Genomic DNA, 14,010 nt, shown 5'->3' with positions numbered 1-14,010 from the left:
CAGCACTAGACGGTCCCGAGAGGCTTGCCGAACAATCGAAACACGGACAGGACAGCGAGCGTCGCAGCAAGCAGCGCTACGACGAGGAGTATGTTCGCCAATCCGAACATGTCGGCCAATGTACCCCAAGACCAGCTGCCCACGGCGATTCCGGCTGCGTTGACGGTCTGATAAAGCGCCAGCGTCCGGCTGATGAGCGGCCGTGGGGTCTGAACATGAACGCTGGTGTTCAGGTGTACAAATCCCATGACCCATGAAATCCCTCCCAGGAACGAGGCGACGGCGACACATTCCAAACTTCGTCCGATTGCAAGCAGGCTCGCGCTGACTCCGACGCCAAGATAGGCAAGAGCAAGGACGCAATGCCGGCCGACTCTTTGCTTTCGTAGGAACGCGGCGAGCGTCCCGGCGCAGATAGCGCCGCAACCGAAGAAGGATGTTGCCGCGCCGAACGCCCAGGACGAGGCGATCCCCGACTGTCGAATGACTGCCGGAAGCAACGCGACGAGAATGCATGCCAGCAGCGCAAACGTCAGTGTGTGGACGAGGACTTGATGCAATCGACTGTCGTGGAGCGAGTGGTTGAGGCCCGTTTTGAGCGTCGCCCATAGGCTTTCGTGCTCCGAAGAAAGCCGAGTGGTCGTTGGTCTCCAGCGATAGAGGACACAAATAAAGGCGATGTGACCAACGGCAGAGACCGCCACGGCGCCGATCGATCCCATAAGGGCGACCAGTGCACCCCCGCATGCCGGCCCCAGTATCCTGGCGATATTGAAACAGGTTGCGTTGGCGCTGACGGCGGCCGGCAAAGCATCGGGCTCGACCAGGTCTCCAAGGCAAGCCTGCCAGGCCGGATAGGTCAATGCGACACAGCAGCCGATTGCCATGGAAATCGTCAGCAGCAGATCCGCGGCCCGCGAAAACCATACCACGACGACGAGGAGTCCGATGGTGGCGCATAGTGCAAGCAGTTGTGCCGTCAACAGGATGGCTCGTCGTTCGAGCAGGTCCGCAAGCACTCCGAAAGAGATGCAGAGCAGGGCAAGCGGGAGGGTTTGCGTGGACTGTACAAGGGCGACCGACTGCATGGAGGCGGACGTGTTTACAATCTGCCAACCAATCACGAAGACATTGACCGCTACGCTGAAATTGCAAAGGAAATTAGCGGCGAGCAGGGCTGCGAGGGGATTCTTGAACCCCTCGCCAGTCATCGACTTGACGTCCGCTTTGCTCACCACCAAGCGAGCCCTCCGCCGGTAGAGATTTGCTTGATGGAACAGGTAGCATCGCGCGGCCTCACCGTGTCCCGCGTGGTGAAACTAGGCATTCGCGCGACCGTCGAAACGGCGATAAGTTCCGCCAAGATAAACGAGTGGCTCACGATCGCGCGGCGCCAAGATATCGGTGACGAGGCCCGTGACCACAAAGTAATTGCCGTGATCGTAGATCAGCCCGGCGCGGCATATGAATCCCACCAGGGCATCCTCCAAGATAGGGGCTTTGCAGCATTCCTGGTTCCATCGAAAGCCGACAAAGCGCTCTTCGCCGTGGCGACCTGTTCGGCCGGCAAACTCATCCGCCACGCCGCGATCATCACATGAGAGAAGATTGACCCCGAAATACCGGCACGCAACAATTGGAGCGCAAGCGGTCGTCACTTTGTTTATACAGATGATCATGGTTGGGGGACTGTCGGACGCGCTGCAATAGGACGTCGCCGTAAAACCGGTGCGATTGCCGCCCTCGCCGACGGTTATGATAGCGACTGTATGGGCAGCCCGTCGCATGGCCCCCCGAAACTCGATCCCGTCGCACAATGCTTCATTGGGAACGTCCAGCATGATACACCTCCTTCGCTGGGTCTGAGGATTGCTGATCAAAGCGGTTGCCGGGCCGCCTTAGACCGAGATTTTCTCTTAGATCGCCGGTTGCCGAAGCCGAACGGAACTTTCCGCGACGACGCAGTTCGGGCAACACCAGTCGGATGAACTCGTCCAGGCCTTGCGGAAACATCGCTGGCAACACATTGAAGCCATCCGCCGCGCGGGACTCGAAGAACTCGATCATCGTGTCTGCAACGTCATCGGGCGTACCGACGACGATCAGATGCCCGTGACCTGCGGCGATGAAACCGACAAGCTCGCGCCATGAGAGGTTTTCCCGGGCGGCCAGATCGAGCAGGAGTTTTTGTCGGCTTTGAATGAAATTCGTTTGGGGAAGGGATCGCGGCACCGCAGAATCGAGATCGACGGATCTGAGGTCGGTGACAAATCCGAGCAAACGGTCTGCCATACCGATCAAGACGTCCATATGGGTGTAGGACTGCAGCCTCATCAGTTTTTGCCGCGCCTCCTCCCTTGTCTGCCCGACGATCGGGACAATCCCGGGCATGATGAGAATCTGGTCATCGGTGCGATTGAACGCGCGAGCCTTTTGTTTGAGGCTCTCATAGTAGCGTCTGCCGTTCTCGATCGACGGCTCTGCCGTGAAGATGACCTCGCCGAATTCAGCTGCAAATGCCATGCCCGCCTCAGAAGCCCCCGCCTGCACCAAAACCGGATGACCCTGTGGCGGTCGGGCGATGTTCAGCGGTCCGCGGACGGAAAAATGTGAGCCGTGATGATCGAGGACATGCAGCTTGCGGGTATCGACGAAAATGCCGCTCGCCTTGTCGCGGATGAATGCATCATCTTCAAAGCTGTCCCACAAGCCACGCACGACATCGACGAATTCGCGTCCTCGGTCATATCGCTCGTCATGGTCGGGCAAACGCTCCTGGCCGAAGTTCGTCGCTTCGAATTTGTGAGCGGAGGTGACAATGTTCCAACCCGCACGGCCCCTGGATAGATGGTCGAGCGACGCAAACATGCGGGCGAGGTGATAGGGATGGTGATAGGTCGTCGTGGCGGATGCCACCAGTCCGATGCGTTCGGTCCTGGCGGACAGGGCAGAAAGCAAGGTCAACGGTTCGAAACCGTCATTGCGTCCGACCCGGGCAATCGTCGCCTCGTCCTGATCGCGGATGCTCGGACTATCGTTCAGAAAGACGAAATGGAAAGCCGCGTCTTCGGCCGTGCGCGCCAGGTGGGTGTAGTGGTCGATGTCCACGCCACCATCGGCCGGCACACCCGGATCACGCCATGCGCCCTCATTGTGCCCCGCCTGCAGCAGGAAGACACCAAGTTTCATCTGATCGCTGCGCGTCATGGCAAGTCTCCCGATAGTTGAAACGTAGCCTTCGTCTGCCGCCCGAATCCAGACGGCGGTCCTTGCTTAGGTCCTTGCTGCGACGACCGAAATCTCGACGAGCGTGCCCTTCGACAGAGTCGCTTCGATGCACATTCGCTGCGGCCAATGGCGCGCATCTGTCCCGACCCAGTCGTTCCAAGTCCGGTCGAACCTGTTTTTGTCGTCGATATCGGCGAGCACGACTGTTGCGGAGATCAGGAACCGCCTATCGGTACCGAGTTCGGACAACACGCGATCGAGCTTTCGGAAGCAGTTTCCCGATTGCTCCTCCAGATCGACCGACTTGTCCGCCGATGTTGCAACTGCAAATGCGAGCGGCCCGAAGGCGCAGCCGGAGCTGCGCCCCTCCGCTGCGCCCGCCGAGCGTAGTACTGGCCAGTCCGTGATCATGGCTTTCTCCCTGTTCGTTTCTCGCGCCGGCCGTGGCGGCCTGCTACCGGATCGACCTGTGTCATGCCGAAAGCGACCGCAAAGGGTTCGACCCGGCCGGCGCCCGGCCCGCGAGATGTTGATGGACGGTGCGGATGATTTCGGCGGCATGGCGTGTTTCTGCGAGATCGACGGGATCCCCAACCCCGGGACGGATGCCTTGAAGCCTCGGCTCGTGGTCCCCGGAGTAAAGTCGGCTTGGCCGGACGAGGACGCCGGCTTCCGCGATCGCCTTGGCGAAATCCTCGCTGTCGATTCCATCAGGCGCGGTGAGCCAGAAATGGATACCGTTCGATCCCCGGAAACCTGGAAGACCAGAGAGAACTTCCGCAATAACCGTCTGCCTCTTGCGCACCTCGACTCGCGCCAGTCCGAGAAGGTTTTGAGCGATGCCGCTATGGATCCAGTGCGAGATGATCGATGCCATCAAGGGGGCCGGATGCCAGGTCGAGATTGGGCGCAGCCGCGTCAGAATCTCGGCCAGCGCCCGTTCCGACGGCGCGACGACGAATGCCATGCGGATGCCAAGGCTGAGATATTTCGACAGTCCCATGAGATACCAGGTCAAGTCAGGGGCAATCGTAGCAAAGGAATCGGGCAGGCCATCGAGATAGAGCGCCTGCGCTTCATCCTCGATGATCTGCACGTTATAGCGCCTGGCAATGTTGGCGATCGTCCTGCGTCGTTCAGTCGGCATCACATAGGCCGTTGGACTGTGGACGGTGCAATTGACATAAACGGCCCTTGGCACGAGCTCGCGGCATTTCCGTTCGAAATCGTCAGGCACCATTCCGTGCTCGTCGATGCGCACCCCGCAAACCCTGACATTGGCGATACCGGCAAGTGTATAGACCTGGGGAAAGGTCAGCTCCTCCGTCAACAGGACGTTACCGGCACCGACGATCGCGGATGTCAGCAAGAGAATGCTGTTCATCGTTCCATTCGTCACCATCATCCGCGAGATATCAGGCAAAGGCTTGATCCTCTCACCGATCCATCTGATGCCGGCGGCCTTGTCCTGATCGCTGCCATTGTACCTGTGCTGGCGAAACTGCCAGGCGAGGTCCTCGTCGGTCACGGACAGATGCCCCCAAGTCTCCTGAAGCGCCTTAGCCAAAGCATCAAGGTGGGGCGGCGTGGCACGCATGAGGCTGATTTGGTGTTTTTCTTCCATTTTCGATCTCCCTTGTCGGCAATGAGTTCAGCGGGGATAGAGTTCATTGAACGGGTGCGGCGATAGTTTCGCTCAGTCGAACGCGCGAGGCCCGGAACACGCTTGGAATGGCCGCGTCCTCGCCAAGAATCTCAAGGGCGCAGAGCCGGCCCAGGAGTGGTCCGACCGTCATTCCACTGTGCGTCGTGGCGACATAGATCCGATCCGTGTTGGGCAGCCAGCCAGCCACCGGATAACCGTCAAAAGGTACGGGTCGGTCGGCCGGGTGGGCGCGAATGGCCGCGTGCTTCGAGGGGATTATGGCGGCAAGCCTTTCGGCAAATTGTGATGTCAACCGGACCGTATCGGCCGCGTTTTCAGCCAGCGGGCTTGTCTGTCCAGCCATCAGGCGGCCGGCTCCGTCTGCGCGAATATGAAGATCGCCGGCATAGGCGATATGGTGCAGGATCACGCTTGGCGTCTCGACGGAGAACAACACACCCGGCTCCCTGCGGACGTCGATCCTGAAGCCGAGATTTCTGGTCAGGAGGGATGTTCCATGTCCCGCGGCCAGACACACGACGTCGGCCTCAAGTCCTGCTGCGCCCGCGATGACGCGGACATTTCGGGCTCTTGGTTGAATGGAAGTCACCTTCGCGGTGATGATCGACAGCTGACCCGTCGCCTCGGCGACATCACGCAACCGTCCGATGAAGGGCACGCTGTCGATCCAGCCCTCGTCCGGCAATCTGATAACGGGGCCCGCGATGCCATCCAGAGACAGATGCGGCTCAAGGCGCCTGTGGACATCACCGGGCGTCCAGTATTGCAGATGGACGCCCGAGTTCAACAGGTGGGAGGCCACCCGCTCGATCCGTCTTTGGCTTGCCGCGCTGTCGCCCCAGCGCAGCGTTCCGGACCGATGATATGCCGCGGCGGCTCCAATAGACTGTGCCAATGTCTCGCTGTAGCGAATGCCCTCACGCCGGAAACTGAAATAGGGCTCTTCAATCGAACTGAAATAGTTGAGACAGGCGAATGTGCGCGATGATGCGAGACCGGTCGGCTGATGCTCGTCAATGATGATCACGTCGCAACCTCGCTGTGTCAGCTGCATCGCAATCGACGATCCGATAATTCCGCCTCCAATGATGATCACCTTCATCGGCATGCCTGCCTCCTGGGCCTCAGCGTTCAACTTGAAGCGGTCAACCCGCCATCGAGGTAAAGAATCTGGCCGGTCACGAACCGGGAGAGCGGGGATGCAAGAAAATACACTGCCCCGGCGACATCGGCTGGCGTAGCAAGTCGGCCAAGCGGTATGTCCGCGATCGCCTTCTGAAAGGTCACGGGATCGCTAAGGGCGGCCTCGTTCTTGTGGGTGCGCACCATTCCCGGAGCAATGCCGTTGACGGTGATCCCGCAAGCGGCGAGCTCGATCGCGTGCTGTTTGAGCATGACGGCCAGTCCACCTTTTGCCGCGCAAAAGGCACTATATCCGCGGTTTCGGAAGGCGAGCGACGAGCGAACCGAGAGCAGGTGAATGTGGCTGCCGCCCTTTGCGATCCCGACTTGCTGGCGGGCAGCCGCCTGCGCCAGAAACATCGCCGAGCGGAGCGTTTTCGAATAGACCTCGTCGAATGCCTCTTCCGTTACATCGAGTATCGTCTGCTCCTTGTTGGAGCCGAGGCAGTTCACCAAAATGTCGATCGAGCCGTATTGCTGCGCGATCGCATTCGACTGCTCACGAACCTCGTCGCAGTTGCAGGCGTCCAATTGGAGGCCTTCGGCGCTATAGCCTCTGTCGCCAAGTTCATCGGCAAGGGCGCGCGCCCGCTCAATGTTTCGGCCTGCGACGAGGCAGGTCGCTCCGGCCTCTGCCAATGTCGTCGAGATGCTTGCGCCGATCGCTCCGTAACCGCCGACGATCCACGCCACCTTGCCGTCCAGAGGAGATACGCGCCGTGAATCGGGTTCAATCGATTGGTTGGTCATTGCGGCCTCCATTGACAAGCTGCCGTGCTGTTGGCCGAACCCTTCGCTGAAGCCGAAATGCGTGTCGCCTCCCACGCCGCGGATCCATACTGACCTTTGAACACAGGCCCTAGATGTTCCTTTGCGGTCCCTCCGAGCTTTGCGGTCCCGCAAATGGAACCGTCAGCGGAAGTCTTTCCCTCGAAGCAGTAGAAGAGCCAGATTGGAACGTGCTCGTGCGCGGCCTCGAAGCAGACATCCCGGCCGCGAATTTCGCCGCTTATGATGCCAACGGAGGTTGGCGTTCGATGAGTGCCCGATAATTGGCCATCGACCTGGACGATCTCCAAGTGATGCGTGGCCGAACCGTGCAGAAACCGCATGTCCATCCTCCAACATCCTGAAGTGTCGACCTCGGGGGGGACTGTTGTGATAGGCTGGACGAGGGATCCAGGAACGCGAAATGCGCTCGCCAAAGCTTGCCCGACGATCTCTGCCTCATCGTCACTGAGGTTTACCGGATCGAGTATGATCGACGTCGGCGTTGACCAGAAATCATGGAGGAGAATGCGCGGCCGCTGCTCGAGAAGGGCCAGACGTAGTGCCTCGGCATCGAAGGGGATCCTCGCCGGATCCCATTTGACCTTGAGACGGATCGCGGTCACTGATCCCGAGGAAGACATGATCTCCGTGTCAACGCCCGGCAATGAGACGAGATGCCTTTCGATGCGCTTGAGCCTTGGTAGCCATTGCGCGCGTTCGTCTTTGGCCGACTGGAAATTAATCCAGCGATCGAGGGCGACGACCGCGCCGACAAGCTCCTCCTTGCCCACCTTCATCGACCGGCCGAAGGCCTGGTGAGGTGCCCCATTCCACCAGATCGCTTCGCAGAGCCGCTTCCTACCGAGCACGATCGCCGTTGATTGCGGGGCGCGGATGTATTTGCCACCGGCATAGACGACGAGGTCGGCGCCCTCCGCAATCCAGCGGTCGGGTTTTGCCGGCGAAAGGCCGGCCGCATCCACCAGGATCGGGACATCGTGCCCGCGGGTAAACGGCAAGATCGCTTGCAACGGCAGTTTTGAAGTGCTGTCGACGCGCCCGAGCAAGCAGACCATCGCAACAGTACCGTCCATTGCCTCGGCCAGTTCCTCGACGGTCGAAATGGGGACGATCTCTGCTCCCGCCAGGCGGATCGCCTGCTCGTAGGCGAAGCGCTGATCGGAGGGGATGAGCACCTTGTTGCGCAGCCCCGACGTGTTTGGCAAACGCAGCATGAGTTCTGGATTGTTGCCGGCAATGCAGGCCGCCGTCGCCAGCGCCAGGGTGGCCGCCGTCCCGGCAGTTACGACGCCCCATTCGGCTCCGGTCAGTTCGGCCATTCTCCGGCCGACCGCTTCCGCAAGCTCATCCATGTCGACGAAGGCTTGGGCGGCAGCGTTCATGGCCGCGATGACCTCGTCGCTTGGATTGCTCGCGCCGTAGATTGTGCGTACGCCCGCGCACTGGATGAAGGGTTCCACGCCGAGCTTTCGGTAGATCCAGCCTGGCTCCGCGTCGGACTGCGACCGGATCAGAGACTGCGGGATAGCGAGATGGGTATTCATGCGATCCCCCTTGTTGCAAGAGCGACAGAGGCTGCGATGCAGAAGGCGGTGACGAGGAGATACATGACACCCGCCGTCTTCGGCACCCGCACCGGAGCGACGTGAAGGACAGCGAGCGCCAGAAGTGCGGCCGCGAGAACCATCGGAAACACGGCTTCTGGGATTGCTGGCTTGAGAAGGAACACGATCGCCGTCAGCGGGACGGCATAGGTCGTCGGGACGCCGATAAACCGGCCGCCCGGGGAGCCGAAGACGTTGAAGTAGCTGAGGCGCAAGGCACTGGCCACCACGAGGGCGGCCCCGCATAGAATTGACAGGGGCGATCCGTCGCTGACGACGATCAGGAGGACGGCCGGAAAGACGCCTGCGCTGACGAGATCGGCAAGAGAGTCCAGGTTCTTGCCGATTTGGCCGGTTTCCGGAAGCCGTCCCCGCGTGCGCTGGGCGACCACTCCATCCAGGTGGTCGGCGAGTAGCGCCCAGAGAACGACGGCGACGGCCATCTCCGGTCGACCAGCCACCGCAAAACTGATGCCTACCGCCGAAAGCGCCAGTCCCGCGGCTGTGACGGCGTTCGCCGGATCGGCGAGTTGACGGATCATTGGAACCTCCCGAATTCGGTGTGGCGCTAGACGGCCTGGCTGAAGTGCTGCAGCGGAGCGGCGAAAATCGCTTCGGCAATCCGCAGATCCTCGGCGCTGTCGATCTCGTACCATCTGAGATCGTCGCAGCGCGCTGCGGCCATGCGCAGCCCGCGTCGTTCGATGAGATTGGCGAAGAGTTCCTCGGTATAGGCCTTGACGGCTCCGGTGCCGATCAATTCGTCGAGGAAGGGCACGATCTTGGAGCGCAGATCCGCGGAACACAGACGGATCAGGTTCATCGTCTTGAAAAGCTGCGGCGCCCCGTCGATCAGGTTTGCGGCGGTCTGCTTCATGCGCACTTCTGCAATATAGCCGTTGTCGGAAAGAACGACGGCCGAACCCTCCATGGAGGCATCGAACGGCGCGACGGCGGATGCGTTGACCGTGTCGCCCATCATCAGAGAACGTAGCGCATCGACTTCGAAGAAGACGTCACCCTCAAGAAGATAGCAGTCGCCCTGCAGGAGCGTTTCGCGCGCCAGCCAGAGCGAATAGGCGCTGCCGGTCTTGTCGAAGACGGTTGACTCGACATAATTGATTTCCAGGCGGCCGAAGCGTCTGCCGCAAGCGTACTGGATGGCGTCCTTGCGATAACCGACGACGATCGTGACCTCTTCGACGCCGACCTCTTCCAGGTTGCGCAGCGCGTTATGGAGGATTGGCGTACCGTTGACTTCGACCAGCGGCTTGGGGCGCAGATCCGTCAAAGGCCGCAGGCGGGAACCGAAACCGGCTGCGAGAATGACTGCTTTCTTCGGGTGGTAGTATGTCATTTTCTTCCCCTTCTTGATTGTTCGGGACGACGGCGTCATTCCCAGGCGTTGAGGACATCGACGAGCCGCGAGAGGCCGGCTTCGAGTTTTTCGGGCGGGATGCCATAGGAGAGCCGAAGGCCCGCGGGATCGCCGAACGCGGTGCCGGACACGGTTGCAACGCCGGCCTCGGAAAGGAGCGAATTGACGATCTCGTCGGCGGTTGCTGCAGCGCCATTCATCAACGCCGGTTTCAACAGATCCGAAAGGTCGAGATAAAAGTAGAAGCCGCCCTGCGCTTTCGGAACGGGTACCCGCGTCAGCGACGAAAGCGCATTGAGCCCTACCTGGCGGGCGCTCGCAAGTTGCGACCGCAGCCTGCTCTCATAAGCTCCATCGGTTAGTTGCAGATGAGCGAGAACGGCGTGCTGCGCGATCACATTGGGATTGGACGTCGTGTGCGATTGCAGTGCCTTGACGGCATTGATCACCTCCTTCGGCCCTGCAAGATAGCCGATCCGCCATCCAGTCAGGGCGAGCGACTTGCTGAACGCGTTGACGATCAGGGTCCGAGAACGCACCTCCGGAACGAGAGAAACAATCGGATGATGGATCTGATGGCCGTGCACGAAGTCGCCGTAGCACTCGTCGAAGATGACCCATAGATTGCGGTTGATGGCGAGCTCGGCGATGCCGATCAGGGTCTGCACATCGTAGACGGCGCCCGTCGGGTTGCTCGGTGTGTTGATGACGATCGCTCGCGTCCGATCCGTGACGGCCGCCCGGATATCAGCGATGCGCGGGACGCAGCCATTGGACCGCGTATCGACGAAGACCGGCGTGCCGCCGGCAATCAGCACCTGGGCGGGAAAGGTCGTCCAATAGGGCGCCGGGATGATGACTTCATCGCCGGGGTTGAGCAGTACCATCGCAGCATTGAAGAGGGCCTGCTTGGCACCTGACGTGACGGCAACCTCTTCCGCCTTCCATATCTGCCCGGTATCGAGCGACACCTTTCGTGCGAGCGCTTCGCGCAGCTCCATCATGCCGACCGTGTCGGTATAGCGATTGATGCCCCTGTTGATGGCATCGATCGCACCGTCGCGGATGGCCGGGGCCAGGTCGCTCCAGATCTCTCCGGCCGTCAGATCGATGATTTCCTTGCCGGCATCGGCGGCCGCCTTTGCTGCGGCGCGCGCCGCCGCTGTCCCCGATGAACCGAACAGATTTGTCCGTTGCGCAAGCATGTGCGCTCCTCCGCGTCTGGTGTTTTGGAATGGTTATGGTGTCGTTTCGACGGCCGTTACGCGATCTGCTTTGGCAGGTAGCGTTCTTCGGCCCGGGCCAGTTCGTCGTAGTCGACCAGGCTGAAAAGTTCCTCAAGACCGGCAACCTGCTCTTCGATCCCGGCAATGCTTTCTTCCGTCTGGATGCGGGCACAGATGTCGCGCATGCCGGCGATGGCCGCCCGCATCGTGTGATTGGCCCAGATGACGGTCGAAATACTTGCCTTGCGATAGGCGGAAACGGGCGTCCGGTAGTATTTGGTCGGCACGATGACGACAGGAAGCTTGTTGTCCCATTCCTTAGCAAAGGCGAGGATCTCGTCGGCTACCGCCTTGCGGGAATGAATGAGAATGGCGTCGGCGCCCGCCTTCGCATAGGCGTGAGCCCTGGTGATGGCCTCATCCAGGCCATGACCGGCGATCAGTGCCTCGATACGCGCCACCAGCACGAAATCCGGCCCGGTCGTATCTTTCACGGCTTTGAGCCGGCCGCAGAATTCGTCGACCTCTGCCAGCGGATGTCTGTCGCCGACGAAGGAGTTCATCTTCGGAAACCCCTTGTCCTCGATCGCCACACCCGAGGCGCCGCGCTGTTCGAGCTTCTTGGCGAGCAACCGCGCATTGTTAAAGTTGCCGAAACCGCTGTCGCCGTCGACAAGGATCGGAATATTGGTGGCATCGACCATGCGTTCGACGACGTCGACCACCTGCGTCCAGCTTGCCTCGTTGGCGTCGCGGTAACCGAGCGCAGACGAGATTGAAAGCCCTGATGCCCAAAGACCCTTAAAGCCGGCGCGTTCGGCTATCGCTGCCGAAAGGCCGTCATGGGCTTCCATCAGGAAGGATAGATCGTTGGAAAGAACGAGTTCGCGAAGGGTTGTCGATGAGGTGCCCACCGGCAAGGCTTCAGCATTCGACGGAAATGAAATTGCCTTGTTCATTGTCATGCCTCCTTCATAAAACTGATGCTTTATGAAAAAGGAAAATTCCGCAATAGTGACTCAGAATATATCGCAGAATATATTCTTAGAGAAAGCAGAGTTTCGATTGATATACCAATGAATACAGGCGGATAATCGAATATATTATGGAATATATTTGGAAATATATTGTCTGTTGCGCGAACATTGGACGGAAAACGCGCTGGGACGGGTGGGCCATCGGCAAGCTCAAACAAATTTCAGGGATTTCTAATATAAATCCGTGGATATCGTGATCTGATCGTCACAATTGATCGTAGTATTGACAGGATGCCAATTGCACACGGTTGCAATGTCGGTGTAGCATGTCAAATGTTAACCGATGAAACCGAACCACACGACAGCAGGTGGGGGCTTGCACATGGAAGACGGAGACGAGCGTACGTCCGACCCGATCGGTTCGATGCGAGACGATCTCGATTTCGCTCATGCCATCATGCGCCATGCCGTTCGCCACAACTTGCCGGCCTTCTCGTTTGCCGGACTGCGTATTCCCGCGGTTCTGCAGAGCGTTGATGTCCACGGGGCGCTTCCTGACCCATCCGACTACGCCGCGGAGCTTCTGGTCTTCGAGGAGCAGTTGAACGACCGCATCGTGTCGCTTGCCGATAACAAGAGAATGCTTGGCGAGATTTGGGGATTCAATGAGCGCTCGCGGCCATTGCGAGCGTCCGAGCTGGCGACGGCAAAATCGGCGAGGAAGGTTGTCATCGAGACGGCCGACCTTGTAAATGCCCTGTTCGTGCTCGATGCCGAACTCGTTCTGCAGATCCTAGAAACCCGTCTCCGGCGGCGGCTCGTCCTGCTCGCAGCGGAGATCGGCACCGTACTCCCGTTTCCAGAAGCCAGGCGGCGCAAATAGCGCTTTGGCAACAGGTCGGGACGTTGCATTTCACAACTTGGACGGTGTGAACATGCCGGCCATGCGTAGAATCATGTTGACTTTCGATCCCCTCAGGCGTGTATTATCGACAATTATCGCATGCAAGTAGTTGCATTCTTCGGCGAGCGTCTGGCTCGACCTACCGTTCGACCTCAGAAAGCCATGCGCCCTCCGCCCGGATCGCTCTCGGCAGAATCGGCAGGACGTTTCATCCACTATGTATGAGGGTGCATTGATGATGAGGGGGCATGCCATAGCAGAGGGACCGCACACGGCTGACCGATCAAAAACCGGGCAGGTCTACGCGCGCCTGAAATTCTTCCTTGTGACCCAAAAAGTGCCCCCGCGCGCCAAACTCGACATTGGGACGCTCGCCGATCACCTGAGGGTCAGCAAGACGCCGGTGCGCGAGGCGTTGATCCTGCTCGCGAGCGAGGGGATCATCGCCAGCGTTCCCGCGAGCGGCTATTTTTCCAAGCCGCTGAATTTCGCCGACCTCGCTGATGATTACGACCTTGCCCTGACGATACTCACACATGTCATCAAGGCAGATATTGCGGCATTTTCCGCAACAGGTCTGCCGCCGGTCGGGCAGGATGCACCTGCGGTCGGTTCGAAGGCCGGCCACCAGCCGTCGCTCGCTTACACCAGTTTCATTGAATCCCTATACGAGCGGATCGCCGGCATGGCGAAGAACCGGAAATATCGGCAGGTCATCCAGGCTTTCAACGGACGGACAACCTTCGTTCGCACGCTGGACCTCATGCGGCCGACGCGCATGACAATGATTGCAAATGACATGGCGGAATTTGTCGATCTCCTGGCCAGACATGATGCAAGAGGCGCTGTCGCAAATCTCGATCGCCAATATCGCACGAAGCTCGAACTGCTCGCCGAACTCGTCAGTGAGGGTAATCTCTTCGCGTTAAGGGCAAATGATGACTGGGTTCAGGATCTCTGATCTTATCGTCAGCCGGCCGCGCAAACCAGCTCCGCGTCTCGAATCGGACGATCCTGACCGACGTCTGAAATTCAGAGAGCTGAAACACAACG

The 14,010-nt window shown here is 59.7% G+C and carries 14 protein-coding genes; 2 read left to right on the top strand and 12 right to left on the bottom strand.

All coding sequences use genetic code 11. The features are described 5' to 3' along the window. Positions 1 to 5: 5 nt before the first annotated feature. From AC1DM5_RS27795 to aepX, 12 genes are all read right to left on the bottom strand, one after another. Positions 6 to 1,238 carry an MFS transporter gene (locus tag AC1DM5_RS27795; protein ID WP_477822860.1) on the bottom strand — a complete coding sequence of 411 codons (1,233 nt, stop codon included), beginning with the start codon at positions 1,236 to 1,238 and terminating at the stop codon, positions 6 to 8. Positions 1,239 to 1,319: 81 nt separating this feature from the next. Further along, positions 1,320 to 1,841, bottom strand: a complete 522-nt coding sequence (locus AC1DM5_RS27790) for a flavin reductase family protein (RefSeq protein WP_477822842.1) — start codon at positions 1,839 to 1,841, stop codon at positions 1,320 to 1,322. After that, positions 1,822 to 3,207, bottom strand: a complete 1,386-nt coding sequence (locus AC1DM5_RS27785) for an LLM class flavin-dependent oxidoreductase (RefSeq protein WP_477822841.1) — start codon at positions 3,205 to 3,207, stop codon at positions 1,822 to 1,824. The genes AC1DM5_RS27790 and AC1DM5_RS27785 overlap by 20 nt, the downstream gene beginning before the upstream one ends. 66 nt (positions 3,208 to 3,273) lie before the next feature. Next, the gene (locus AC1DM5_RS27780) at positions 3,274 to 3,639 is read right to left on the bottom strand and encodes a Rid family hydrolase (protein ID WP_477822840.1); all 366 of its coding nucleotides are present in this window, start codon (positions 3,637 to 3,639) and stop codon (positions 3,274 to 3,276) included. Positions 3,640 to 3,700: 61 nt separating this feature from the next. After that, complete coding sequence (locus tag AC1DM5_RS27775) at positions 3,701 to 4,852, bottom strand: aminotransferase-like domain-containing protein (protein WP_477822839.1); 1,152 nt, start codon at positions 4,850 to 4,852, stop codon at positions 3,701 to 3,703. 43 nt (positions 4,853 to 4,895) lie between these two features. Further along, positions 4,896 to 6,002, bottom strand: coding sequence for an NAD(P)/FAD-dependent oxidoreductase (locus tag AC1DM5_RS27770; RefSeq protein WP_477822838.1), 1,107 nt, complete (start codon positions 6,000 to 6,002; stop codon positions 4,896 to 4,898). Between the two features lie 23 nt (positions 6,003 to 6,025). After that, positions 6,026 to 6,826 (bottom strand): SDR family NAD(P)-dependent oxidoreductase, encoded by an 801-nt coding sequence (locus AC1DM5_RS27765; protein WP_477822837.1) that lies wholly within the window; start codon positions 6,824 to 6,826, stop codon positions 6,026 to 6,028. Then, positions 6,823 to 8,328: a hypothetical protein gene (locus AC1DM5_RS27760; RefSeq protein ID WP_477822836.1), complete on the bottom strand. Its 1,506-nt coding sequence runs from the start codon at positions 8,326 to 8,328 to the stop codon at positions 6,823 to 6,825. Before AC1DM5_RS27760 ends, AC1DM5_RS27765 begins: the two co-directional genes overlap by 4 nt. 80 nt (positions 8,329 to 8,408) lie before the next feature. Further along, positions 8,409 to 9,014 carry a CDP-alcohol phosphatidyltransferase family protein gene (locus tag AC1DM5_RS27755; protein ID WP_477822835.1) on the bottom strand — a complete coding sequence of 202 codons (606 nt, stop codon included), beginning with the start codon at positions 9,012 to 9,014 and terminating at the stop codon, positions 8,409 to 8,411. Between the two features lie 26 nt (positions 9,015 to 9,040). Further along, complete coding sequence (locus tag AC1DM5_RS27750; protein ID WP_477822834.1) at positions 9,041 to 9,829, bottom strand: phosphocholine cytidylyltransferase family protein; 789 nt, start codon at positions 9,827 to 9,829, stop codon at positions 9,041 to 9,043. Between the two features lie 35 nt (positions 9,830 to 9,864). Beyond that, on the bottom strand, positions 9,865 to 11,055 hold the full coding sequence (locus tag AC1DM5_RS27745; RefSeq protein WP_477822833.1) for an aminotransferase class I/II-fold pyridoxal phosphate-dependent enzyme: 1,191 nt from the start codon (positions 11,053 to 11,055) through the stop codon (positions 9,865 to 9,867). 56 nt (positions 11,056 to 11,111) lie between these two features. After that, entirely contained in the window at positions 11,112 to 12,035 is a 924-nt protein-coding gene (aepX, locus tag AC1DM5_RS27740) for a phosphoenolpyruvate mutase (protein WP_477822832.1), read from the bottom strand. Between the two features lie 400 nt (positions 12,036 to 12,435). Between aepX and AC1DM5_RS27735 the strand changes: the two genes are divergently transcribed. Together AC1DM5_RS27735 and AC1DM5_RS27730 are read left to right on the top strand one after the other, a co-directional pair. Next, complete coding sequence (locus AC1DM5_RS27735; RefSeq protein WP_477822831.1) at positions 12,436 to 12,936, top strand: hypothetical protein; 501 nt, start codon at positions 12,436 to 12,438, stop codon at positions 12,934 to 12,936. Between the two features lie 256 nt (positions 12,937 to 13,192). Continuing rightward, entirely contained in the window at positions 13,193 to 13,918 is a 726-nt protein-coding gene (locus AC1DM5_RS27730) for a GntR family transcriptional regulator (protein WP_477822830.1), read from the top strand. The last annotated feature ends 92 nt before the right edge of the window (positions 13,919 to 14,010 follow it).

The sequence above is a fragment of the Rhizobium sp. 01T437 genome (assembly GCF_056398505.1).
The sequence above is the reverse complement of the archived record's forward strand: the minus strand, read 5'-3'. Positions and strand labels throughout refer to the sequence as shown.

Excerpts from the sequence above, each read along its gene's own strand:
- AC1DM5_RS27790 (WP_477822842.1), bottom strand. The coding sequence starts at position 1,841 with ATGCTGGACGTTCCCAATGAAGCATTGTGCGACGGGATCGAGTTTCGG.
- AC1DM5_RS27785 (WP_477822841.1), bottom strand. The coding sequence starts at position 3,207 with ATGACGCGCAGCGATCAGATGAAACTTGGTGTCTTCCTGCTGCAGGCG.
- AC1DM5_RS27780 (WP_477822840.1), bottom strand. The coding sequence starts at position 3,639 with ATGATCACGGACTGGCCAGTACTACGCTCGGCGGGCGCAGCGGAGGGG.
- AC1DM5_RS27775 (WP_477822839.1), bottom strand. The coding sequence starts at position 4,852 with ATGGAAGAAAAACACCAAATCAGCCTCATGCGTGCCACGCCGCCCCAC.
- AC1DM5_RS27770 (WP_477822838.1), bottom strand. The coding sequence starts at position 6,002 with ATGCCGATGAAGGTGATCATCATTGGAGGCGGAATTATCGGATCGTCG.
- AC1DM5_RS27765 (WP_477822837.1), bottom strand. The coding sequence starts at position 6,826 with ATGACCAACCAATCGATTGAACCCGATTCACGGCGCGTATCTCCTCTG.
- AC1DM5_RS27755 (WP_477822835.1), bottom strand. The coding sequence starts at position 9,014 with ATGATCCGTCAACTCGCCGATCCGGCGAACGCCGTCACAGCCGCGGGA.
- AC1DM5_RS27750 (WP_477822834.1), bottom strand. The coding sequence starts at position 9,829 with ATGACATACTACCACCCGAAGAAAGCAGTCATTCTCGCAGCCGGTTTC.
- AC1DM5_RS27745 (WP_477822833.1), bottom strand. The coding sequence starts at position 11,055 with ATGCTTGCGCAACGGACAAATCTGTTCGGTTCATCGGGGACAGCGGCG.
- aepX (WP_477822832.1), bottom strand. The coding sequence starts at position 12,035 with ATGAACAAGGCAATTTCATTTCCGTCGAATGCTGAAGCCTTGCCGGTG.
- AC1DM5_RS27735 (WP_477822831.1), top strand. The coding sequence starts at position 12,436 with ATGGAAGACGGAGACGAGCGTACGTCCGACCCGATCGGTTCGATGCGA.
- AC1DM5_RS27730 (WP_477822830.1), top strand. The coding sequence starts at position 13,193 with ATGATGAGGGGGCATGCCATAGCAGAGGGACCGCACACGGCTGACCGA.